The following is a 25,115-nucleotide window of genomic DNA, read 5'->3' as shown; positions in this document are numbered from 1 at the left end:
AGTTCCCGGAACAGATTTCATGCCGTTACAGGTAGAGTACAAAGAAAAATTCTCCGCATTCGGACGTTTTCCCGGCGGTTTCACCAAGCGTGAAGGACGCGCTTCGGATTATGAAATCCTGACTTGCCGCCTTGTAGACCGTGCTCTCCGCCCCTTATTCCCCGATAATTATCACGCAGAGGTATATGTAAACATCATCCTCTATTCTGCCGACGGCGTTGATATGCCTGATGCCTTGGCAGGACTTGCAGCTTCTGCTGCCCTCGCTGTTTCAGATATTCCTTTCAACGGACCGATTTCCGAAGTACGTGTAGCACGCATCAACGGAGAATTCGTTATCAACCCGACTTTCGATCAGTTGGAAAAAGCAGACATGGACCTTATGGTAGGTGCCACTTATGAAAACATCATGATGGTAGAAGGTGAAATGAGTGAAGTTTCCGAACTTGACTTGTTGAACGCCATGAAAGCAGCTCACGAAGCAATCAAAGTACAATGTCAAGCTCAGAAAGAATTGGCAGAAGCAGTGGGTTCTACCGTAAAACGCGAATATTGCCACGAAGTAAATGATGAAGAACTGCGTAAAGCCGTTCATGATGCTTGCTACGCAAAGGCTTATGCCATCGCAGCTTCCGGCAACAAAAATAAGCACGAACGCATGGACGCTTTCGATGCTATCCGCGAAGAATTCAAAGCACAGTTCAGCGAAGAAGAATTGAGCGAAAAAGCAGCACTGATCGACCGTTACTACCATGATGTAGAGAAAGAGGCTATGCGCCGTAGCATCTTGGACGAAGGCAAGCGCCTTGACGGACGTAAGACTGACGAAATCCGCCCTATCTGGAGCGAAATCAGCTACTTGCCCGGACCTCACGGTTCTGCAATCTTCACTCGTGGTGAAACTCAATCTCTGGCTACTGTTACCTTGGGTACCAAACTGGATGAGAAGATCATCGACGATGTACTGGAACATGGCAAAGAACGTTTCTTGCTTCACTATAACTTCCCTCCATTCTCTACCGGAGAAGCAAAAGCACAACGTGGCGTAGGCCGTCGTGAAATTGGTCACGGACACTTGGCATGGCGTGCACTGAAAGGTCAAATTCCAGCAGACTATCCGTATGTAGTACGCGTAGTATCCGATATTCTTGAATCTAACGGTTCTTCTTCCATGGCTACCGTATGTGCCGGAACACTGGCATTGATGGATGCAGGTGTGAAGATCAAACAACCGGTATCAGGTATCGCTATGGGATTGATTAAAAATCCGGGTGAAGACAAATATGCCGTATTGTCCGATATCCTTGGTGATGAAGACCACCTGGGCGACATGGACTTCAAAGTAACAGGAACCAAGAATGGTATCACCGCCACTCAAATGGATATTAAGGTAGACGGTCTGTCATTCGATATTCTGGAACGTGCCTTGAACCAAGCCAAAGAAGGACGTATGCACATCCTCGGTAAGATTCTGGAAACCATTCAGGAACCACGTGAAGAACTGAAACCTCATGCTCCACGTATTGAAACGATGACTATTCCTAAAGAATTCATTGGTGCGATAATCGGCCCTGGTGGAAAGATTATCCAAGGTATGCAGGAAGAAACAGGTGCTACAATCACTATCGAAGAGGTAGACAATATCGGAAGAATCGAAATCTCCGGAACCAACAAGAAGAGCATTGATGACGCTATGCGTCTGATTAAGGGCATTGTTGCTGTACCGGAAGTTGGCGAAGTATACAAAGGCAAGGTACGTTCCGTAATGCCTTATGGTGCTTTCGTAGAATTCCTCCCGGGTAAAGACGGTTTACTCCACATATCTGAAATCGACTGGAAACGTCTGGAAACAGTAGAAGAAGCCGGTATCAAAGAAGGTGACGAAATCGAAGTGAAATTACTCGATATCGACCCGAAGACCGGTAAGTTCAAGCTTTCCCGTAAAGTATTGCTTCCGAGACCAGAAAGACAGGAAAGACCTGAAAAGAAATAAGAAATTCCTTATTCTTTAGTATACAAAGCCCGACGGAAATCCGCCGGGCTTTCTTTTTGCAAAAAGAAAGAGGGAAACCAGAAAAATCTTTTCATACTTTTGCGTATTCCGAAAAGATTATGTTACTTTACAATATTAACCTTAAATAAGAAAGAGAATATATAAAAATGCCTTTAGCTGGAAGCCTACATACTATGGATTTATTTTCTCGTTTCTTTCGGGAGAACCAGGAAAAATTCCTTGCCTTTGCCTACTCCTATACCAGAAGTTGGGCAGAAGCAGAGGATATTTTAATGGAATCCATGATCTCTCTGTGGGAATGTCGCGACCGTTGGGAAGAAGATAAAGGTTTGCATTCCCTGCTCCTTACCATTATCAAGAATAAAGCTCTCAACTACCTGGAACGTGAACAAACACGTCTACGTATTGAGGAAGATCTGCATTCGCACCGTCAGCGCGAACTGGACTTGCGCATTGCTACTTTAAAGGATTGCGAACCCGACAAAATATTCAGCACAGAAATACAGCACATCGTAAATAAAGCTCTGGAAAAGATGCCACCTCAAAGCCGCGAAATATTCATGCTCAGCCGTTATAGCAACCTACCGAATAAAAGAATAGCGGAACAACTGAACGTTTCCCTCAAAACAGTGGAGTTTCATATCACTAAAGCTTTACGTATTCTTCGTGTGGAACTAAAAGATTATCTGACTTCTATTCTTCTCTGATAAAACTCTTCTGCTTTTCTTTGATAATATAAATAAAAGGCATATGTTTGCAGCATCAGTAATATTGCTGGCTATTAAACATGGTAGTTATGAGATATATTGTAATAATATACTACGTGCTTATCGAGGGAGAACAAATTTTTGAAACCCTGAATGTCAACAAGAATATTGAAGCAAATTCCCCGGAGGAAGCCATAGGCATTGCTTACAATCTATTTAAAGCCGAAGCTTCGGACGAATGCTACATTGTATCCATCATTCCCAACGCAGTAGATTGATGCAGTAAATAGCTTTATTATTTCATAAAACAAAAAAAGTTTCATTTCCCGTTAGGGTAGTGACGAACTTATCTGTATTAATTATAGAAGGACAGGAAAAACCTCCCTTATTTAATTAACCATTTAAGTACGTCATGAATCAAGAACTATTATATAAGTATTTTAGAGGAACTGCCACCATTGAAGAAGAAAAGCGCATCCTTGATTGGGTGGAAGCCTCGGAGGAAAACCGAGAAGCTTTCCTGAAAGAGCGTATGATATTTGATGTGGCCCTATTCTCTGACAGACAGAGCAGCAAGAAAAAGACATTCCGTCTGGCTCCGATACTCAAATGGGGAATGCGCATAGCTGCCGTTATCATCATAGGTGTATGCGGCTACTTCATGACAAACGATTACCTCTATAATAAACTCGCCCAACCGCAAACCATTACTGTCCCTGCCGGACAGCGTGCACAAATCACCCTTGCTGACGGTACACGCGTATGGTTGAATGCACAATCTACATTAACTTATGCTTCCAACTTCGGACGTCGTGAAAGAAATGTGGAACTGGATGGTGAAGCCTACTTTGAAGTAGCAAAGAATAAAGATATCCCCTTCTATGTACACACCGAAATGAATAAAGTAAAGGTAGTAGGTACCTGCTTCAATGTTTGTGCCTATAAAGACAGTAAAGAATTCGAAACGACCCTCGTAGAAGGTATTGTAGACATTTATCCCGCCAATAACAACAAAGTCATCACCCGTTTGCAAAAAGATGAATTCTTTGGAAACTATGACGGGAAATGCAAAAAGGTTATACTTCCTTCTTACGAATACTTACGGTGGAAAGAAGGATTATATTGCTTTGATGATGTACCGTTCAGCTGCATCCTTACCAAACTTGAAAAATACTATAATGTAAAAATAACCGTTTCCGACCCCAAACTGCTGAATTATGATAGTTGCACCGGAAAATTCCGCGAGCAGGACGGCGTAGAGCATATTCTTCGAACCATTTCAAAAGATCATCCTTTTGAGTTCAGCATCAATGAAGAAAAAGACTCGATTTTTATTTACGAGAAATAATTTGATATCAAAGATAAAACCTTAAAATTTAGTACTAACCCCTTAAATAGAAAAGCATTATGAAATAGAAGAAACAGTCTACTAATTACCCCCACAAAAAAGATCGGAAAGTACCCCCATACTTTCCGATCCGAAACAGTCAAAAATCGACCTTAATCAATTTATTAACTTAACACATTACAAAGATATGAGAAAAATTTCTTTGAATGGGCTTTTTTGCCCAAAAAGTTTAGTATTTAAGCAAATATTACGAACTATGAAGATCACACTATTCCTTCTTTTGTTTGTAACGTTCCAGGCATACAGCCACGCTACCTACTCTCAGAGTGCAAGAATCAGCATCCCCCGTTCTGAGTTACGAGTAGGCGAAATCCTCGATAAAATCGAGGCTCAGACCGAATATTTGTTTGTCTACAATAAGAAAAGTGTGGACGTGCGCCGCACCGTAAATGTAGATGCAGACAATCAACCGGTGTCCGAAGTTTTGGACGAAATCTTTAATGGTACCGACATCAGATATGTAATGGAAGGCAAGAATATTGTGCTGACCAAACAAAATGAAAAGGCAAGTGAAATCATTACTGCCGTACAACAAGAGAATATCTCTGTGAAAGGTGTTGTTACCGATACGAAAGGTGAGCCCATTATCGGTGCCAATGTCGTGGAAAAAGGAACTACAAACGGTTGCATTACCAATATAGACGGTGAGTTTACACTAAACACTCCAACCAATGCAACGCTGGTTATCAGCTTTATCGGATACCAGCCTGTAACGATTGCTCTCAACGGGCAGCAAACTCTCAATGTACAGATGCAGGAAGAAGCCCTGTCACTGGAAACGGTTGTAGTAACCGCTATGGGTATCAAGAAAAAAGCTGCTTCACTGACTTACTCAACCCAACAGGTGGGCGGCGACGAACTGACACGTGCCAAAGATCCGAATATGATTAATGCATTGGCCGGAAAAACCGCCGGTGTATCTATTACACGCAACTCCTCCGGTTTAGGGGGTTCTGCCAAGGTTTCCATCCGTGGTATTCGTTCTGCCAACGCCGACGGTAATAACCAGCCATTATATGTCATTGATGGTGTGCCTATGCTGAATAACACATCAGAACAAGCCTTTTCCGCCATGGGTGGCAATAATGATACCGGTAACCGCGACTCCGGTGACGGTATCTCCAACCTCAATCCAGACGACATTGAAAGCATGAGCATCCTGAAAGGTGCTTCCGCTGCCGCTCTTTACGGTTCGCAAGCTGCTAATGGTGTAATCCTTATCACTACTAAGAAAGGAAAAGCCGGCATGCAACGCATCACCTTCTCTTCCAACCTCACTGTAGATCATGCCATCAGCCTGCCCGAATTCCAAAACAGATACGGCGCCAGTGGCGAAACCAGTTGGGGCGCAGAAAACGCAAGTATGAAAGCTTATGACAATGTGGGCGACTATTTCAGTAACGGAGTGACAGCCACAAACTCCTTATCCGTCACAGCAGGAAAAGAAAAGATGCAAACCTACTTCTCTTATGCCAACACCACCGCCAGCGGCATTGTTGATGTAAACAAACTTCAGAAGCACAACATCACTTTCCGCGAAACAGCTTCCCTCTTCAACGAACGCTTGACACTGGATGCCAACGTGAACCTGATGACCCAGAAAATCAAGAACCGCCCTACTTCCGGTGGTTACTATATGAACCCATTGGTAGGTTTATATTCCTTTCCGCGTGGCGAAGACATGAGTGTTTACCGCGACAACAACGGTTACGAAAAGTTTGATGCCAACAGAGCCATGCCCTTACAGAACTGGTATACTGACATCAGTGGTTTCACTCAGAACCCTTATTGGTTAAACAACAGAGTTACCAGCAACGACAAACGCTTCCGCACAATGGCTTCACTGAGCGCCAACCTGAAGGTAAACGATTGGTTCACCATCCAGGCACGTGGCAATGTAGATTATATCAACGATAACTACGACCAGAAAATGTACGCCGGTACAGCAGCCGATGTAGCCCACGAAAACGGACGTTACATCAAGCTGAACCGTCAGGAATTCATGATGTACGGCGACGTGATGGCAATGTTCAACAAAACCTGGAACGACTGGTCACTGAATGCAGCCATCGGTAGCAGCATCAACACTACGAAAGTGAACTCACTAAGCCTCGACTCCGGAAAATCCGGCTTGTACAAAGCAAACGTATTTACAGTCGCCAACATGAATCTGGGCGGCGCCGGAACTTCCTTCATCGACGAACTGAACGATCAAAGACGCACCATCCAATCCCTCTTTGCAACAGCACAAATCGGCTGGAAAGAAAGCCTTTACTTGGATCTGACCGCCCGTAACGACTGGTCGTCTACACTGGCCAACACGAAGAGCGAAGGTTCCGGTTTCTTCTACCCCTCAGTAGGTGTATCCTGGATTTTGAACCAGACACTCAACCTCCCGTCATGGATCAGCTTCGGTAAAGTCCGCGCATCTTGGGCACAAGTAGGTAACGACCTTCCCATCGGCATCACCAGTCCGGCACAGACTATTACAGCCGGTGGCGTAGTCAATCCTATCGACTATTACTTTGCCGAAGACCTAAAACCGGAGATCAGCACCTCTATCGAAATTGGTACCGAGTGGAGATTCTTCAACAGTCGCTTGGATTTCGACTTTACGTTCTATCGCACCGATACCAAGAACCAATTGATCCGGGTGAACACGACTGCCGAAAAGCGCCGTTTCCGTTGGATTAATGCAGGTAAGATTCGCAATACCGGTATTGAAGTCACTGTAGGAGCCACTCCGCTGATGAACGACAACTTCCGTTGGAAAACTCAATTCAACTTCGCTACCAATAAGAATGAAATTGTATCTCTGGGCGGAACACCCAGTTTCCAGTATGCTTCCGGCAACGTAAGTATGCCTTATAAGATGATGGTTGTAGAAGGTGGTTCATTGGGCGACATCTACGGCAACGTATTTGTACGCGATGAAAGCGGCAAAATTCTTTTGGAGCCGGCAACGGACAAAGATGGTAATGAGAACAAAAAAGCCGGCCTGCCGCAGGTAACCACTGACAAGGCTGCCAAGATTGGTAACTTCAATCCCGACTGGACCCTTGGCTGGAGCAATACTCTGACTTATAAAGGTTTCTCACTTTACTTCCTGATTGATACCCGCATGGGTGGCGACGTTATCTCACTGACGCAAGCCGGTCTGGATTATGCAGGTGTAAGCAAAGCAACCGGTGATGCACGCGCAGCAAAGCACTACATGCTGGAAGGTCAGGAAATCAAGAACGTACAAGGTTTCTATCAAATGGTAGGCGACCGCGGTAACGGTACTACCGAATTCTACAGATATGATGGAACTAACATCCGCTTGCGTGAGCTGTCATTGGGCTACTCCTTCCCGCAGCAGATGCTCGAAAAGACAGGATTCATCAAAGGTGTAGACCTCTCACTGGTGGCCCGCAATCTGTTCTTCATCTACAAAGATGCCCCGTTCGACCCGGACGCAACAATGTCCGTAGGTAATGATAACCAAGGTTTGGATACCTATGGTATGCCTTCAACGAGAAACATTGGATTCAATATTAAACTCACTTTCTAACACCTGAACGATATGAATAAGATAAAATATACAGCCGTACTACTTTTGGGTGGACTTTTAAGTCTTTCATCCTGCACCGATAATTTTGCCGGATTCAACGATACAAAAGGAGCTTATACAGACGATTTGCAGAAATATGACAACCAGACTAACCTGGTACCTTTCTCTACCATCCAAAAAGGTATTATTTACCAGACGGGTGTAGAAGGAACCGACTGGCAATATCAAGTGATACAGAACCTGGTAGCCGATATGTATGGCGGATTCTTCCACGACATGAATGGTGCGTTCAACCAGAACAACTCTACCTACAATCTGAACAATGGTTGGACAAGCGCCATGTGGACCTATTCCTACGGCAACGTCATGCCTTCCATCGCTGATTCCGAAGAGTTGAACACAGCCGAAGACTGGCCCTTGTATCATGCTCTTACCAAAGTGCTGAAAGTAACCCTCCTGCATCGTGTAAGCGACTATTATGGTCCTATTCTTTATGACGGTTTCGGCACTGCCGCACAAACTCCCCAGTCCCAGCAGGAAGTTTACAAGCGTTTCTTCGAAGACCTGGCAACAGCCATCAATATTCTGAAGGACTATAAAGGCGGCGTATCTTTTGAAAGCGCCGACTTCATGATGCCGGAAGGCAAACGTACGCCTGCACAATGGTTGAAGTTTGCCAACTCTCTTCGCTTGCGCCTGGCAATGCGTGTATCCAATGTGGACCCCGATTTAGCCAAAGAACAAGCTCAGGCTGCATTAGACGCACAGAATGGCGGTGTATTGGAAACATCTAACGAAACTGTAGGCCAATATGGAATCCGCAACCCGCTGGGTGGTGTTTCCGGTTGGGGCGAAGTATTTATGAACGCCAGCCTAGAGTCTTTCCTGAAAGGATATGACGACCCGCGCTTGAAGTCCTACTTCAGTGCCGCACAAGATGGTAGAGACAATGATGGCAACATCACGCAAACTGTGGCGGGTGTGAAACAACTGACCAGCATCGAAGGCAAGTTTAAAGGTGTGCGCCAGGGAACAGGTGTAGGAGACAACCGTTACTCCACCCACTCACGAACCACCATCACCACCAGTAGCAAGATTATAGTAATGGCTGCTGCCGAGGTATGGTTCCTTCGCGCAGAAGCTGCCTTGAGAGGCTTCACGTCTGAAGACGTGGAGAGTTGCTACAAACAAGGTGTCACTACTTCCTTTGCACAATGGGATGCCAGTGGCGTAAGTGAATATTTGGAAAGTGAAAACACTCCTGCTGATTACGTAGATACATTCGATAAGAACTTTGATGCCAAAGCAACTACCAGTATCACTCCAAAATGGGATAATACCGCCGATAATGAAACAAAACTGGAAAGAATCATCACCCAAAAGTGGTTGGCTATCTACCCCGAAGGTTGCGAAGCTTGGGCAGAACAACGCCGCACCGGCTATCCGAAACTCTTCAAAGTAGTAGTAAATAACAGTAGTAACGCCATTAGTACAGATGATATGATTCGTCGTGTATTCTTCAACCAAGACTATATCACGAACAACAAGCCGTTATATGATGCATTGGTTAGCAAGTTAGGCGGTCTGGATACTGGTGGTACCCGTCTTTGGTGGGATACCGGAAAGAACAATTTCTAATCCTAATAAAAGAAAACCAAGGTATAGAATTTTGATTAGTGGTGTTTTCTCCGTATTAGTTACGAGGGAAAAAGATTGGAAGGAGTAAAGTCATTTGGGGGGCTTTACTCCTTTTCTATCAGCGCATTACATTTACCGATCATTTACCGCAAGATGTAAAAGCATTTACCGCAGGATGTAACGACCTTTACCACCTATTGTAACGCTCTTTACCTCGGTATGTAACGGCCTTTACCTCGGCGTGTAAATGGAGTTACCATTTGGGGTAAGCAGAATCTTCATGGAATGAAAACAATCGTTGGGTTCGTATCTTTAATTATCACTTATAAACCTGTATCGGCAACTCCCCGCGCAATGCTCCCAAAACATTCACAGCAAGTGCCTCCAGTTCATCTTCCCCGGGATAGACATGCACCGGAGCAAGGAAAGAAACCCGTTCCTTCAAACGGGAAATGACATACTCTGAATGGGCTATGCCGCCCGTCAGCAAGATGGCATCTACTTTACCGTAAAGCACAACAGCAGCGGCACCCACACTTTTGGCAACCTGATAAATCATAGCATTCAGCACCAGTTCCGCTTTCGTATCTCCACCTTCTATGGACTTGATAATAGCAGGTATATCCGTAGTGCCCAGATGTGCCGCCAGACCGGCATGACCGGAAATACGCTTCTTCAATTCATCTTTCCTGAAACGATGGGAGTAACAAAGATCAATCAATGGGCCGGCAGGCAACGTCCCCGCCCGCTCGGGAGAGAAGGGACCTTCTCCGTCAAGGGCATTGTTCACATCGATGCAGCGACCGTGATTATGAGCGCCAACGGATATGCCGCCACCCAAATGGCAGATTATAAGATTCAGGTCTTCGTAGCGGACCGGATGGTCGGGAGAAGCGGTTGTAAGTTCGGCAGCATAGCGGCGGGCAATGGCTCGCTGGTTCAGCGCATGCCAGATGGTGATGCGCGGCATCAGGGGCGAACCTGTGATGCGGGCTATCTCATCCAATTCATCCACTACACCGGGATCAGCAATGAAGGCACGGCAACCGGGAAGCAATGCAGCCAGTTCGGCAGCAATGAGACACCCCAAGTTACAGGCATGACTGCGCATGGCATGGGCAATGTCGTCCAGCATGGCATCATTCACTTCATATACTCCACCCGGAATGGGTTTCAACAATCCTCCACGCCCTACGATGGCATCAAATTCAAAAGGAATACCATTCTCCTTCAGGGCTTCTATCACCAGATTCTTGCGGAATTCAAACTGGTCGATGACACGAGGAAAATGGGAAAGTTCTCCTACCGAATGGCGGATGTTACGCACCAGAAGCGGAGTTGTGTCTTCATATACCGCAATCTTCGTTGAAGTAGAACCGGGATTGATAGCGAGAATTTTCATAATTTACAATTTGACGATTTACAATTTACAATTGGGATTGACCGCTTTATCATCCTGCCACCTTAGTCACAGGCACAAGTGAGGCATGCCATGGCAATGCTATAATACTTAGACAGGCCGGAATCGCTGCGCGAAGGCAGTACCACCGGACAAACAGGGCCTTGCAACAAGCCCGCCATATCGGCATGAGCAAACAGGGAAACAGCCTTATAAAAGGCGTTTCCCGACTCTATATTAGGGAATATCAGCACGTCCGCTTCTCCATTGATGGGAGATGCAATGCCTTTAATGTCACCACTTGTTTTCTCACAGGAAGTCTTCACATCCAGCGGACCGTCGATTATCACATCTCCGAATTCTCCGGCCTCTGCCAATTCCACGATGTTGACGTAATCTAACGAATGAGGAAACTTGGCACTCACCTTTTCCGTGCAGTGGATAAGAGAGATACGAGGTTGTTCGATACCGAAATGGCGGCAGGTATGTATGGCATACCAGATCATCTCTATGCGCTGCTGCAAAGTAGGCCGTGGAATTACGGCGGCATCCGAAAAGAAAAGCAACTTATCATACGTAGGAATCTGCATCACAGCCAGGTGGGTGAGGATTTTACCTTTAGGCAACAAACCCTTTTCTTTGTCGAGAATAGCACGCAAGAGGTTATCGGTATTGATAATCCCTTTCATCAGGATATCAGCCCCACCCTCGCGTACAATGCGGACAGCCTCACGCGCCGCCTCATCGGAATCTTCTATATGCACCGTCTTGACGTACTGGGGGTATTTCTTCAATGTAGGGTATTTTTCAAGAATAGCAGAGTCACCGATCATCAGGAATTCCGCAATTCCTTCTTCCAGAGAACGGGCAATGGCATATTCCGTATTGGGATCATTGGCACAAACTACGGCAATACGTTTCCTCTTGTTTAAGGATTTCAAGTGTGAGGTTAATTGATCAAAGCTTCGAATAGGTTCCATAACGTTAGATTTTTAGCAAATATCTGAAAAAATGTCGAGAAATACAGCATAACATCCTTGGAAATTTCATAATCTCAATTTCATTTTGATAGTTTTTATCACAGACTACATCGATTTACACAGATTATCACTTTTTCCCACTATTAGAATAAATCTGTGTTAATCTGTGTAATCTGTAGTGTAAACTAAATTTCGTTTTGAGTTATTTTATGTACTTTTGTCCCCATACGCAAAATATTGAATTATGAGCAGCCTTATTTTTCCACCATACGTACAAAAAGGTGATCGCGTCATCATCCTTTCTCCTTCCAGCAAGATAGACAAGTCTTTTTTGAAAGGAGCCCAAAAACGTTTGAAGTCCTGGGGACTGGAAGTAGTAATGGCTAAACATGCCGGTAGTTCACACGGAACGTATGGGGGTAGCATCAAGCAACGGGTGGAGGACTTGCAGGATGCCCTGGATGATGAAAAAGCCAAAATCATTCTCTGTAGCCGTGGTGGATACGGGGCAGTGCACTTGTTAGGGAAACTTGATTTTACCCGTTTCCGTAAACATCCCAAATGGCTGATTGGTTTTAGTGATATCACTGCATTGCACAATGTACTGCAGAAAGAAGGTTTCGCATCACTCCATGCGCTGATGGCACGCCATCTGACGGTGGAACCCGAAGATGATTTCTGTGCACTGGCACTCAAAGATATTCTGTTCGGACATTTTAATCCGGAAACAGCAGAATCTGTAGAAACCTTGGAAAATGGCTTCAACTATATTTGTCTGGGACATAAACTAAATCACAAAGGAACTGCCAACGGTATTTTACGAGGTGGTAACTTGTCCGTATTTTATGGATTGCGCGGCACACCTTACGATATTCCTGCCAAAGGAACCATTCTTTTTATAGAAGATGTAGGCGAACGTCCGCATGCGGTAGAACGTATGATCTACAACCTGAAATTGGGCGGTATATTAGAAAAACTCTCCGGACTCATCATAGGCCAGTTTACGGAATATGAAGAAAATAAGTCGCTCGGTAAGGATTTGTACGGTGCCATTGCCGATCTTGTAAAAGAGTACGATTACCCCGTCTGCTTTAATTTCCCGGTAGGGCATGTCAGTATGAACCTACCCATGATAAACGGAGCAGAAGTTACGTTGGAGACCGGAAAAAAAGAAGTGAAACTAAGTTTTAATTTAGATAAAGAATGAAACGGAATTATACTCTCATCCCTTTATGCCTGGTATTGCTTGCATTCATAGCATGCAGCAACAACACCAAGAAGGCAAGTGACGACACGGAAGCAACTGCCGAGAACACTGTCAATGTTCCACAGTTCAATGCAGACAGTGCTTATCAGTATGTAAAAGCACAGGTTGACTTCGGTCCACGCGTTCCCAACACGAAAGCACACGTGGATTGTGGTAATTATCTGGCAGACAAATTGACCGAGTTTGGTGCAAAGGTCACTAACCAATATGTAGACTTACCTGCCTATACCGGTACGTTACTAAAAGCCCGGAATATTATTGGTTCCTACAAACCGGATACGAAAAAGCGTATCGCCCTCTTTTCTCACTGGGACAGCCGCCCGTGGGCAGACGCTGATCCGGATCCTAAAAATCATAATACTCCGATCTTAGGTGCTAATGACGGTGCCAGCGGTGTAGGCGTATTATTGGAAATAGCACGCCATTTGCAGAAACAGTTACCGGAAATGGGTATCGATATCATTTTTGTAGATGCTGAAGATTATGGGACACACCGTGCTTACAACGGTCCGCATAAAGAGGAATACTGGGCGCTCGGTTCACAATATTGGGCACGCAATCCGCATGTGCAGGGATATACTGCACGCTTCGGTATACTGCTGGATATGGTAGGAGGCAAGAACCCGGAGTTCCGTTATGAAAGTTTGTCTCATAATGTGGCTCCCAATGTGAATGAAAAAGTCTGGAAAACGGCCAATGCTTTAGGCTTCGGACGTTATTTTGTGCAGAAAGAAGGTGGCTTCGTAACAGATGACCATACATTCATCAACAAATATTCCAAAGTCCCGACCATTGACATTATTCCTTATTATCCCGAAGGTGATTTCTTTGAGCATTGGCACACCGTGAAAGATGACATGGATGCCATTGATAAGGCTACATTGCAAGCAGTAGGACAAACAGTAATGCAAGTCATCTACAACGAAAAATAATTCATAATTTATAATTCACAAAGCATGAGTATCAACGAACTGCAAGACGAGGTGATTGCCGAATTCAGCGACTTTGACGACTGGATGGATCGCTATCAACTCCTCATAGATTTAGGAAACGAGCAGGAACCGCTCGACGAAAAATATAAAACGGAACAGAATCTGATTGAAGGGTGTCAGAGCCGTGTATGGTTACAAGCTGATGAAGAGGATGGAAAAGTAATCTTCAAAGCAGAAAGCGACGCCTTGATTGTGAAAGGTATTATCTCATTACTGATAAAAGTACTCTCTGAACATACACCGGACGAGATACTGAATTCCGACCTTTATTTCATCGATAAGATAGGACTGAAAGAGCACCTCTCACCTACTCGCAGCAATGGTTTGCTGTCTATGGTGAAGCAGATGCGAATGTATGCGCTGGCCTTCAAGGCGAAAGATAGCAGTAAATAAAGTGAAAACCTAAATAAAAGATTGCCCGAATAACTATATAGTATATTCAGGCAATCTCATTAATAGCCTAGCACAATCATTTAGCCACATTATAGAACGCGATAATCGGGTTATCTGTATCGGGATTATAATTACGAATTATATCAGGATAGTCCTTATTCGGTTCTTCCGACAAGGCATAATCAACAGTTTCAGGAGTGATAATCCCCCAAAATTTACCCTTATATACCCCATCAATTAAGCGAAAAACAGGGACTGACTTACCAACTTTATCCGTTAACCTTTTACCACAATAGATTTGTTTTTTCTGAGCTAAATCATAGAGCCCTAACTGTAAGAAGCCATCTTTAGAAAATTGAAAATAAAGAAGATCATTACACCTGCATATTTTCTCTAATCCTATAGAATACTCCGATTTCATTAAGTTCCACTCATCCGCTTTATCCTCTATTTTAGAAAAGGGCAAAGGATTAGGCAATTCTATCTCATACAGAGCTTTCAAGCCCTCCGGACTTAATTCATAGACCACCGAATCAAAGGCTTTGCAATAATACAATACTGAATCATTATAACTAAATGGTTGCCCCGGAGTAAAATGATAAGAAGACTCTGCTTCATTATGCGGAAAATAACGTTGCCCCATACGAGTACCATCTTTCGATATCAATAAGGAATAATAAAGAGTCGTATCATTCGCATAATTATTATGATATCTATTATCATAATAATAAACTCCTCTCAATGAAGCCATTGCTGTAGGATCAGGTTTCCCAAGCTTTTGCATTTTAATATATGCTCCATTATCTGCATCATAATAAAGAAGAGATTGCCTGAAATTATCAAATATGACTAATTCTCTATTTTGCTCATTGACAACAAAAGCATTAACATTCGTATATTCACCAGGACCGGCTCCTTTAGCATCTATTATATAAATAACATTGCCTTGCATATCATAACAGATAATTCTGGAAAGTCTATCATGCACGTAAATTTTCTCGTTTTTAATTTGCACTTCCTGTATGGAGGTAAGTAACGGTTCAGCAGCCAGTTGAATATAAGAAGTGGTCTCAAGAAAATTTCCTAATTTCTCAAAATCAAAATCTTCTACTTCCACCACTATAGTTTGCAGATTCTCTGTAACGATATTCTCTATTTGAGACAATCCATATTCTTTTTTACTCTTGCTTTGGCAGGAATAAAAGAAAATAAGGAGTATTATAATACAATAGATATGTTTCATAATGGATTACAAACTAGAACCGTTCTCCACATTGTACAGGAGTGCAGGAATAAGGAACCGCACAAAACACACAAACCCTTTCTACACTACTTGTAAACCAGCCACCTCCCAATTGAAGTGTGCAGCGTTTTGTTTCAGGTTGTAGCCAACAATCATCAGGTCCGATCTCATCCTGCGCAAGAGACTCTACACTCGCCAATGTAGAATTAATAAAATCCGCCAACTCTGAGTTCCGATTAAAATACTGTTGCAGAAATGCGAACATAAAACAAATTGTAAATAAAACAACAACCTTCTTTTTCATAATAACTAAAATTTAAAATTAAACATTAATTCAGGTATTTATCTTGTACTATTTGATAAAATTCAACTGCCAAATCTGGTAATTCTGACATCGGGAAAAAAAGATCCTTAATATATAATTCTCTATCCGTAACAAAATAGAAAGGCAATTCCGCCTCTTCCAATATTGGTTTTTCTATTTGAAATACTTTAGCTGTATCAATATGATTAATGGCTATGAAAGCCTTAAAATCTCTCAAACTTTGAGTCTCAATAAGAATATTAACAGACTTCATTTTTCCCTTAATATTCTTCAATTCGGATTCAATACAGCTACTGCAATCCGAAAGAGAAAATTTATAGAAAAGCTTATATCCATCATTCAATTCAAGACTAAAAGGTCGCTTTTGCCTATCAACTATCAGATCTAAATCTTTAATTCTCTCATTAGTGTATTTATGACATTGAGTTATTGCCCAAATAGCAGAACCCAATGCAATCTTTTTCTCCAACAGTTTCAGATTGCACTCCTTTAACTTACTATTAATTTGATAGTTATTTCTAATCATTACTATCAGCCCTATTGAAAGAACAAACAATAATGTAATTAGAATACTATTCTTCTTTATTCTCATCCATTTACTATTTATAAATTACAAACATAGGTATCTCTCCTCAATAAATCATCATTATCAAGATGGACAAATTCTCTTTTATACTTATAACACAATCTTTTATATATCAATCAAATACAAGTTTATCACCATAATTATAGTGGACAAATACACCCACAAAATAGTATAAACTGACACTAGCTATACATAAATAGAAGGAGGATTCAGAAATTCCAAATCCTCCTTCTATTTAACAAACACCTATATCAGTCCTAAAATGCTATTTTATTCGTCTCCTTCCTGATATTCCAGAATATCTCCCGGTTGGCAATCCAGAATTTTACAAATAGCCTCCAGTGTAGAAAAACGGATAGCTTTCGCTTTTCCCGTTTTCAGAATAGATAAATTAGCGGGTGTAATATCCACCTTTTCGGCCAGCTCTCCTAAAGATATCTTTCGCCGAGCCATCATTATATCAAGGTTTACTATAATCATATAAATCACTTTTATCAAAGTTAGGATTAAATGGTCAGATCTTGTTCTTCTTTCATCTTCACACCCACGGCAAATATCTCGGTAAACAATGCCAGTATCAAGTACGAGAACCAAGAGAACGTTAACGCATAAGATGTCAGCTCATAACCACTAAACTGAATCTGGGATACAGCATCCTTGTGCAGAAGATATTCGTAAGTCTCCATACAAATGCCGAGGAGTATTATCGAATAGACAAAAAGATGCATGCGGTTTACATTTTCGCGTGTGAATACCTTCCCACGGCTCACTGAAATAACCACCCTAATCATACAATAAAATCCATAAAAAGCAAAAAGTACAAGAGGAAAAGCCAACATCAAAATCAGTTTATTAATAAATGACGGTTGTATTTCCGTCTCCAGAGAAGACATCCTGCAAGGTACATTCTGTTGAATGACACTATTAAACAAGGAATCAACTGCTATGTTTTTTTCAGCTTTAATCGAAATATCTACGGTTGAGAATTTAAGTTCCCTACTATTACCTGCACTGTTCCAGCCACGTCTGAAATCGGCTGTTCCGTTTGACATTATCACTTCGGCAACGAACACTACTATCACCAATAAAGCTAATATTCTAATTTTTTTCATAACTCACCTTTATTTAAATCGTCAAATCCTGTTCTTCCTTCATCTTCAGTCCAATAGCAAATACTTCTGCCACAATCAAGGCCGAAATCCCCAATACCAGCGAAGTAATATGCACCATATCTGCCATACTCAATGAATAACCTGTCACTGAAAAGACCTTTTCCACGTTATGAAAACTCAGAAACGCAAGAAGGAAGGTACATACAAAACCAATAATAAGCAGTACTCCTAAACGTCTAAGCCGGCGGACATTCTTCCAGTTGAATATGTCGGATTTATTAATTGACACAATAAGACGGATAAAAAGTACTACAGCCCAGACAATAGCAACATAGTTTACAATAAGAATCAGGAGAGAAACAATTCTTGATAAGACACTCGGTTGAGTATTCACACTTACAATCATTTGTCCGTAAGCAGCAGGCACATATTTACCGGATTTCTCATTGTAAACAGAGTCAATCAAGATATCTCCACCCAAATCTTTTGGTACCAGCTGCACGACTTGCACATTGCTAATCTCTTCTTTAGCTTTTGCATCAATCTTGGAGTCAATACCTTTCTCGATCCCGGTTTTAATTCCCAAGCCGACATAATAAGTAGTCTCTAAAACCGAATAACCCAGCACAAGTAATACGATCACGCAAAGAATATTCAATCTTCTTTTCATACTTCAATAGTTGTATTAGATAATTTATAGGAATTCATCATTCGCCAGGACAATATAAACAAAAGGAAAGTAATTACGAGACCTGTCAGATAAGCTTTTTCTCCAATCAATTCACTGCTATATTCCACATCCGGAAATTTGAGAGCAAGATAAACAGAAAGACTGTTGTTCATAATGTGAATCAAGATACAAGGTATCAGACTATGTGTCTTGTAATAGATCCATGCAAGAATAAAACCGATCAGCGTCGCTCCTACCACCTGTGCCGGATTCATATGAAAGATACCGAATATCAAACCGGATATCAGAATAGCTGTCAACGGATTATACTTTTTCAAAAGAACTTTAGTGACTGCTCCACGAAATAGCAGCTCCTCCAAAATGGGTCCCAATATAGCTACACAAAGAATACCTAGCCAACCGGATTGCAGTAAGTCAAAAGTATTACTCAGCCAGTCAGGCAAAAATGTGAGATGAGACATTAGAAAGTCAATCAGGTAAATCATGGAAATCCCCATTATGGCACTCCAGAATAAATAGCTTGCAGACACAGGTGAATACAATTGCTTATCTTTCGTCAGATAACCTTTTTTCCATAAATAGATCAGCATAAAAACAAATCCTGCCAGCAGAGTAGGAGCTAAAGCAAATTCATTTGCTCTGTCTATAGTACCGTATTTTACGTACGCATAAATCATAGTAAACGGCCCCACTGCCAATGCCCCGAGAATTTGCATCGCCAAGTAGATAAAAGCCAGTTTTATTGCAGTTTTCATCGTTGTTGTCCTTTTAGAGTCTACAAAGATATATTTTCTCTATTAAACCATCAAACTGTAGCTCCTATACCACAAAGAACTGCCATCAACATGGAGAGGGAAATCACTAACAAAGAGATACTCATAAATGCCTTTTTCATAATCGTCAACCTTTATATGTTTTGTTATTCAATAATAATTTATCGTTTTTCGATATGCAAATAAAAAGGTATTTTTTGAGACTAACAAGAAAAACAGAAAATATTTATCGAAAAACAATAAAATAAGTATGTTTTTCGATAATAATGCAAAAAATATAGAGGTAAAAGACTATTCTTTACGGATATTAAAGATAGCGGGAAGCATTTTCAGCATCCTTATGGAGCTGAGCAATTAGTTCGTCTATGGAATCGAACTTCAATTCGGAGCGCAGGTAGCGGACAAAAAAAAGGCGAATATGCTGTTCGTAAATGTCCGAATGGAAATTAAAGATATTCACTTCAATGCTACGGTCGGTGCCATTAGCCATTGTAGGACGGTAGCCGATACTAAGCATACCGCCATAAGTCTGCCCCGCAACAATGACACGGACAGCATATACCCCATCGGAAGGAACCAATTTATCAGGATCATCCACCCGAAGATTTGCGGTGGGGAAACCTATTTTACGTCCGACGCGATAACCGCTTACCACCGAGCCATTCAAAAAGTAATCATAACCCAGACAATCGGCCGCTTCCGAAACATTACCTTCCAATAACAGTTGGCGGATGACAGAGGAACTTACCGTAGTCTCCTTATTTATATATGCACGCGCAAGAATAACTTTTATCCCCAATTCCTGTCCATAGCGCACATAGTCATCAAACCCTTCGCTACGGTTGTGTCCGAAACGATGGTCGTAGCCTATGACAAGAGCACGTATGTTATAATGATTACGAAGGAAAAGCATAAACTCCCGTGCCGACAATATAGCAATTTCAGGAGTAAAATCAAGCATCATGCAGTAATCCAAACCGGTTTCAGCAAGTAAGGAAACCTTTTCTTCATATGTAGTCAGTAGTTCGGGGCGATACTCCGGCTGCACAACTTTGCGCGGATGCACCGGAAAAGTCACCACCCCCGAAGCAAAACCGCATGCAACAGCTGCTTCACGCACCTGTTCTATCAGGTAGCGATGTCCTCGATGCACTCCGTCAAAAAAGCCTATGGTAGCAACACAAGGCTGAGGAAGCACTTCCGGTATGTTACGAAGCAACTGCATTTTAACTCTCAATTTTCAATTCTCAACTCTCAACTAAATAAATGGCTCCAGTCTTCACATGCTTTCGGCGTATAGGTAGAAATACCCAATGTTTCCGCCACACGGCAATTCTCGGCAGAATCATCTATAAAGAAAGTCTCTCTCGGATCTATGCCTGTTTCTTCCAACAGTTCCTCAAAAATAGCAACGTCTGGCTTTACCATCTTCATTTCATAAGAAAGGAAAATCTTCTCAAAATAATCTTCTACCTGGAAAGCCTTGTAGTGGAAAGCATGCTTACACGACCACTTCCAGTGAATTTCATTGGTGTTGCTCAACAGATAGACCACATATTTCTCACGCAGTTTCAACAACAAATCCAATTTATAGGTAGGAATACCTCCCAAAAAACTATTCCAGGCAGCATCTATACGGGCATCGGTCACAATCTTCCCTATTTGCTCGCGGATCTCATTCCGGAACTCCGCACTGGTAATCAATCCTTTTTCATGCTGCAAGAAGAAACCTTGCTGATGACAAACATCAAGCATAGCCTCTACATTAGGCATGCCTAACTTTGCAAAATTCTCGATACAACGCTGACGGTCCAAGTCGATCAACACACCGCCAAAATCAATAATAAGGTTTTTAATTCCTTTTTCTTTCATTTTACTTCTGAGTTAAACGTCGGATGAAACGTATCGCCTCACCCACCCATAATACCAGTGAAGTGGAAGCAATAATAATCACCCAAGTGACTAAATCAAGCGGCACAGTACGGAATACGGCACCACCGAATTGTACAATAAGGAACTGTCCTATTAAGATAGCAAGTACTATCAGTTCCATACCATACGATTTGGAAATCCCTTTGAAAGCGGAGTCTGTAGTACCAAACACACGCGCATTGAAAAGGTTCCAGAATTGCAGCATCACGAAGAATGTGAAGAATATGGTCAGGCGTTCCGGTGTCATACCGCCCTCGGCATGATTAAACCAGTACAACATTCCCATGAGTATAATCAGGAAAGCACCACCTACACCTAAAATATAGGAGCGCATGGCTTTCGAAATAATAAAGTCATTGCTACTGCGAGGCTTCTCTTGCATGACACTCTCGCTGGGCGGAATAGAAGCCAGAGCCAAAGCGGCAAAAGTATCCATAATAAGATTTACCCATAACATTTGAGTTACAGTAAGCGGTAATTCCGTACCTATCAATGAGCCAAGCAAAACGATAAGCAAGGCCACAAAATTAATAGTCAACTGGAAAACGATGAAACGTTGGATATTCTTGTACAGCGAACGTCCCCACATCACGGCAGTGCCGATACTATTAAAAGAATCGTCAAGCAGAGTTATATCACTGGCTTCCTTGGCCACTGACGTTCCCGTACCCATAGACAGACCCACCTGTGCATGGTTCAATGCAGGGGCATCATTCGTACCGTCTCCCGTTACGGCTACCACCGCACCTTTTTGTTGTAACAACTGTACCAGGCGTTGCTTATCTGTAGGCCGCGCACGCGACATAATTTTCAGATCCATCACACGGTCGAGTGCTTCTTCATCTGCCAGTTCCGCAAAGGCAGCACCTGTTATCCGGTTACGTTCCGTATCTTCCGGTTTCCACAGACCAATCTGGCGTGCAATTTCCGTAGCCGTACCCGGTGTATCTCCCGTTACAATCTTGATATCGATACCGGCCGACTGGCATTTCGATACCGCCGCAGGCACATCCTGACGAATAGGATCACTGATAGCAACCACACCCAGGAATGACAAATCATGATCGGCAACCAATTCCACACAATCTCTTGTATCCGTATCTTCTACGATCTTGAAAGCAAAACCAAGGGTACGCATCGCCATGTTCTGATAACCCAGCAATTGTTTTTCTACCGTAGAGCGATACTCTACCGCATCGACCCGTTTGCCATCCAGAATAACATCTTTACATTTGCCTAAAACAATTTCAGGAGCACCTTTCACGTACAATACCTTCTTACCCATCAAAGGAGACTTCACCAAAGTCGCCATGAATTTACGTTCGGTAGAGAAAGTCAACTGATCCACAACCGGAGCATTCTCACGTAATTCCAGATAATCCCTGTTCCTGCTGTTCAACCATAAAAGCAAGGCTACCTCTGTCGGATTCCCTACTCCTTTCGGTTTTTCACCTTCGGCTATCTCTTCCAGAAAAGCTGTAGAATTGGTACTAATACCTTCCACCACCAATTTGCTGATATCATCTTCACCGACTTCTCCGCCATTTTTCAAACCATAGAAACTCGGTTCATAAACTTGCATCAGATTTTGAGTCAATGTACCTGTCTTATCCGTACAAATCACAGTGATGGCACCCATCGTCTCGCAAGCATGCATTTTCCGAACCAGATTGTTGGTAGAAAGCATACGGCGCATATTCAATGCCAGACTCAATGTCACACTCATCGGCAACCCTTCGGGCACTGCAACCACAATCAGGGTTACTGCCATCATAAAGTATTGCAAGGTAGCTTTCAATGCCGGAAGCCAGTCTGCAAAAGTATGGAAAGTAGAGAAAGGATATACCAGTATTACATCTTTAATAAAGAAAATGGCAAATGCCAATCCGGCTACCGAGAAACCGATCTTACCAATCAGATTGGCAAGCTTGGTAAGCTGTATGTTCAGCGGAGTAGGCTCCGTACTCTGTTCCGTACTCTGCCGGGCTACCTTTCCGATTTCCGTATCATCCCCCACACTAAGCACCCGCATTGTTCCATGACCGTCTACAACCGTAGTACCACGCAACACACGATTGGAAGCATATGTAGCTTCTTCATCAAAATCTGCTTCTACAGTCGTTTTACTAACTACAGGTTCACCAGTCAGATTGGATTCATTGATTTGCAAAGAAATAGCTTCCAGCAGTTCACCGTCAGCAGGAATTTCTTCTCCTGTTTCCAGAACGATAATATCTCCTACTACCACATCTTTCCGGGGAATCTCCTGCACGCGACCATTACGGATAACTTTCACCAAAGTTTCCTCATTGACCGCATTCAGCAAATCAAATTTTTTATTAGCATCATATTCAAAGAAGAAGCCGATTCCGGTAGCCAGCAATATGGCGGCAATAATACCGATTGTTTCGGCATATTCATTCTCTATGATCGAGATGATCAAAGAAAATAGTGCAGCAACTAAAAGCACCCTGACAACAGGGTCTTCAAACTTTTCAAGATATAACTTCCATAGGGAGGGACGCTTGGGAGGCGTTAACAGATTGACTCCGTACTTCTCGCGGCTTTTTCTTACTTCGTCGTCAGTAAGTCCGCCATGATAAAAATCATCCTTCATTGCAGTCATGCAAATTGTTAGCTTTAATTAAGAGCCACAAAAGTACAATATTAATTTGGGATACCGAATGTTATTAAATCTTTTTATAAGTTAGTCTTGCCATCAATCTCTGTGCCCTGTTCCTTAATCTGACGACCATTGATCGGAAGTGTAAACCAGAATGTAGATCCCTTACCATATTCAGATTCCACACCAATCTTCCCCCCCAGTTTACGGATAATCATTTCACAAATAGCCAATCCCAGACCAGTACCTTTTTTATTCTGTTCCACCCGAACAAAGCGTTCAAAAATATGATTAACCTTGTCTTCCGGAATACCGCTACCGGTATCTTTTACGTAAAAGTAAAGCCCCTCTGTACAACATTTATAGCCCAAAGTAATGCTACCTTCATCCGTAAACTTCACCGCGTTGGTCATAAAATTGGAGATAACCTGTTGCAAGCGGTTTCTATCTGTATACATAATACATTCATCCGCAGGAGTTTCTCTGATAATCTGGATAACAGCAGCTTTATCTTCCAGTCTCATACGGAACAATTGTTCTATATCAAGCATCAGTTGCTTGACGTCCACCTCAGAGAACGTAAACTCCAATGTACCTGCTTCTATTTTAGAAAGGTCAAGAATATCAGCAATCAATTGCTGCAATAACTCGTTATTAGAATGAACTATTTCCAAAAACTGTGTCTTCTCCTCTTCCGTACCGGCAGAAGCCAGCAATTCGGAAAAGCCGACGATAGCATTCAGTGGCGTACGTATCTCATGGCTCATATTAGCAAGAAAAGCAGATTTGGAACGATCTGCATTCTCCGCTTTTTCACGGGCTTTATGCAATTCCACTTCCGCTTTCTTCAAGCGTGTAATATCATGTACAGTAATTACCATGCCTTCCTTGTCATCTATCTCCATATATTCGCCGGAAACATACGTATCACATTCAGATACCTCTCCTCGCCTATCCCGTATATTGAGTGTAGCCTCCAAGTCTGTAAAACTACTTTTTGCACGATAAGTCTCTTCTATCTTTCTCCGGATAGGGCAACTGCCGCAAAGTTCATGCGTTCCGCATCCTCCTTCGGCGGACAATGCGTTATTACAACGCAGCAAATCTCCTACACGGGGTAATCTACCTTCCGGCTTACGGGCTTTGGTGATATCATAATAGTTTGTCCGGGTAACAACAAAATCCCTGTTTATCAAAAGAATAAAAGCATGAACATTTTGCATAATGGAACGAAACAGTTCTTCTGAGCTGCGCAATGCTTTTCTGGCGTTTCCTGCTTTAAGCAGCAGACGTCTACTTCTACCGAGTTCAAACACATACAATAGCAATACTCCCACAAGTACCGCCATACCGATCAGAATTAGTATCGTCATAAAGAGTTCATTTACAATAAAAACGAAACAAATATATCTCTTTCAAATCAAAACCGGAAACAAAAGAGCGGTATTTATTGTTATTTATAAAGAAAACCTAAAAAAT

General features: G+C 42.5%; 22 protein-coding genes. 9 read left to right on the top strand and 13 right to left on the bottom strand.

Annotation, left to right across the window (positions count from 1 at the left end):
* From pnp to BWI44_RS03740, 6 genes are all read left to right on the top strand, one after another.
* Positions 1-1,993, top strand: a 1,993-nt coding sequence (gene pnp, locus BWI44_RS03765; protein ID WP_286811670.1) for a polyribonucleotide nucleotidyltransferase, incomplete at its 5' end; no start/stop codon positions are given.
* A gap of 167 nt (positions 1,994-2,160) precedes the next feature.
* Complete coding sequence (locus BWI44_RS03760) at positions 2,161-2,721, top strand: RNA polymerase sigma-70 factor (RefSeq protein ID WP_007662030.1); 561 nt, start codon at positions 2,161-2,163, stop codon at positions 2,719-2,721.
* Between the two features lie 89 nt (positions 2,722-2,810).
* Entirely contained in the window at positions 2,811-2,999 is a 189-nt protein-coding gene (locus BWI44_RS03755; protein WP_022391484.1) for a hypothetical protein, read from the top strand.
* A gap of 134 nt (positions 3,000-3,133) precedes the next feature.
* Complete coding sequence (locus BWI44_RS03750) at positions 3,134-4,069, top strand: FecR family protein (protein ID WP_007662026.1); 936 nt, start codon at positions 3,134-3,136, stop codon at positions 4,067-4,069.
* A 187-nt stretch (positions 4,070-4,256) separates the two neighbouring features.
* On the top strand, positions 4,257-7,682 hold the full coding sequence (locus BWI44_RS03745; protein ID WP_195209085.1) for a TonB-dependent receptor: 3,426 nt from the start codon (positions 4,257-4,259) through the stop codon (positions 7,680-7,682).
* A 12-nt stretch (positions 7,683-7,694) separates the two neighbouring features.
* Positions 7,695-9,320 (top strand): SusD/RagB family nutrient-binding outer membrane lipoprotein, encoded by a 1,626-nt coding sequence (locus tag BWI44_RS03740; protein ID WP_007662022.1) that lies wholly within the window; start codon positions 7,695-7,697, stop codon positions 9,318-9,320.
* A gap of 319 nt (positions 9,321-9,639) precedes the next feature.
* Here BWI44_RS03740 and buk read toward each other — a convergent pair whose 3' ends face one another.
* Positions 9,640-10,722, bottom strand: a complete 1,083-nt coding sequence (gene buk / locus BWI44_RS03735; protein ID WP_007662021.1) for a butyrate kinase — start codon at positions 10,720-10,722, stop codon at positions 9,640-9,642.
* 62 nt (positions 10,723-10,784) lie between these two features.
* A complete protein-coding gene (locus BWI44_RS03730) occupies positions 10,785-11,699 on the bottom strand; it encodes a phosphate acyltransferase (protein ID WP_138292419.1) in 915 nt (304 codons plus the stop codon).
* 244 nt (positions 11,700-11,943) lie between these two features.
* Between BWI44_RS03730 and BWI44_RS03725 the strand changes: the two genes are divergently transcribed.
* Genes BWI44_RS03725 through BWI44_RS03715 form a run of 3 tightly spaced genes read left to right on the top strand, consistent with a single transcriptional unit; the run spans position 11,944 to position 14,351 of the window.
* Positions 11,944-12,906, top strand: a complete 963-nt coding sequence (locus BWI44_RS03725) for a S66 peptidase family protein (RefSeq protein ID WP_195209084.1) — start codon at positions 11,944-11,946, stop codon at positions 12,904-12,906.
* Positions 12,903-13,898: a M28 family peptidase gene (locus BWI44_RS03720; protein ID WP_195209083.1), complete on the top strand. Its 996-nt coding sequence runs from the start codon at positions 12,903-12,905 to the stop codon at positions 13,896-13,898. The genes BWI44_RS03725 and BWI44_RS03720 overlap by 4 nt, the downstream gene beginning before the upstream one ends.
* A gap of 24 nt (positions 13,899-13,922) precedes the next feature.
* The gene (locus tag BWI44_RS03715) at positions 13,923-14,351 is read left to right on the top strand and encodes a SufE family protein (protein WP_195209082.1); all 429 of its coding nucleotides are present in this window, start codon (positions 13,923-13,925) and stop codon (positions 14,349-14,351) included.
* 76 nt (positions 14,352-14,427) lie between these two features.
* Here BWI44_RS03715 and BWI44_RS03710 read toward each other — a convergent pair whose 3' ends face one another.
* The 11 genes from BWI44_RS03710 to BWI44_RS03660 form a co-directional block, all read right to left on the bottom strand.
* A complete protein-coding gene (locus tag BWI44_RS03710; RefSeq protein WP_195209081.1) occupies positions 14,428-15,594 on the bottom strand; it encodes a DUF4934 domain-containing protein in 1,167 nt (388 codons plus the stop codon).
* A 13-nt stretch (positions 15,595-15,607) separates the two neighbouring features.
* On the bottom strand, positions 15,608-15,898 hold the full coding sequence (locus BWI44_RS03705; RefSeq protein ID WP_007662015.1) for a hypothetical protein: 291 nt from the start codon (positions 15,896-15,898) through the stop codon (positions 15,608-15,610).
* Positions 15,899-15,923: 25 nt separating this feature from the next.
* Complete coding sequence (locus BWI44_RS03700) at positions 15,924-16,511, bottom strand: hypothetical protein (protein ID WP_138292423.1); 588 nt, start codon at positions 16,509-16,511, stop codon at positions 15,924-15,926.
* Between the two features lie 264 nt (positions 16,512-16,775).
* Complete coding sequence (locus BWI44_RS03695) at positions 16,776-16,985, bottom strand: helix-turn-helix domain-containing protein (protein ID WP_007662013.1); 210 nt, start codon at positions 16,983-16,985, stop codon at positions 16,776-16,778.
* Between the two features lie 26 nt (positions 16,986-17,011).
* Positions 17,012-17,617 (bottom strand): DUF2975 domain-containing protein, encoded by a 606-nt coding sequence (locus tag BWI44_RS03690; RefSeq protein WP_286811644.1) that lies wholly within the window; start codon positions 17,615-17,617, stop codon positions 17,012-17,014.
* 13 nt (positions 17,618-17,630) lie between these two features.
* Positions 17,631-18,287, bottom strand: coding sequence for a DUF2975 domain-containing protein (locus tag BWI44_RS03685; RefSeq protein ID WP_007662011.1), 657 nt, complete (start codon positions 18,285-18,287; stop codon positions 17,631-17,633).
* A complete protein-coding gene (locus BWI44_RS03680) occupies positions 18,284-19,063 on the bottom strand; it encodes a type II CAAX endopeptidase family protein (protein ID WP_007662010.1) in 780 nt (259 codons plus the stop codon). The genes BWI44_RS03685 and BWI44_RS03680 overlap by 4 nt, the downstream gene beginning before the upstream one ends.
* Before the next feature lie 325 nt (positions 19,064-19,388).
* Positions 19,389-20,306: a bifunctional riboflavin kinase/FAD synthetase gene (locus BWI44_RS03675; RefSeq protein WP_007662009.1), complete on the bottom strand. Its 918-nt coding sequence runs from the start codon at positions 20,304-20,306 to the stop codon at positions 19,389-19,391.
* A gap of 29 nt (positions 20,307-20,335) precedes the next feature.
* Positions 20,336-20,953 carry an HAD family hydrolase gene (locus BWI44_RS03670; RefSeq protein ID WP_195209079.1) on the bottom strand — a complete coding sequence of 206 codons (618 nt, stop codon included), beginning with the start codon at positions 20,951-20,953 and terminating at the stop codon, positions 20,336-20,338.
* A gap of 1 nt (position 20,954) precedes the next feature.
* Positions 20,955-23,639, bottom strand: coding sequence for a calcium-translocating P-type ATPase, PMCA-type (locus BWI44_RS03665; RefSeq protein ID WP_195209078.1), 2,685 nt, complete (start codon positions 23,637-23,639; stop codon positions 20,955-20,957).
* A gap of 74 nt (positions 23,640-23,713) precedes the next feature.
* Positions 23,714-25,009 (bottom strand): PAS domain-containing sensor histidine kinase, encoded by a 1,296-nt coding sequence (locus BWI44_RS03660; protein WP_195209077.1) that lies wholly within the window; start codon positions 25,007-25,009, stop codon positions 23,714-23,716.
* Between the last annotated feature and the right edge of the window lie 106 nt (positions 25,010-25,115).

Source organism: Bacteroides sp. Phil13 (assembly GCF_001940965.1).
Classification (GTDB): Bacteria; Bacteroidota; Bacteroidia; order Bacteroidales; family Bacteroidaceae; genus Bacteroides; species Bacteroides intestinalis.
This window is presented reverse-complemented; position numbering and strand designations above follow the sequence as displayed.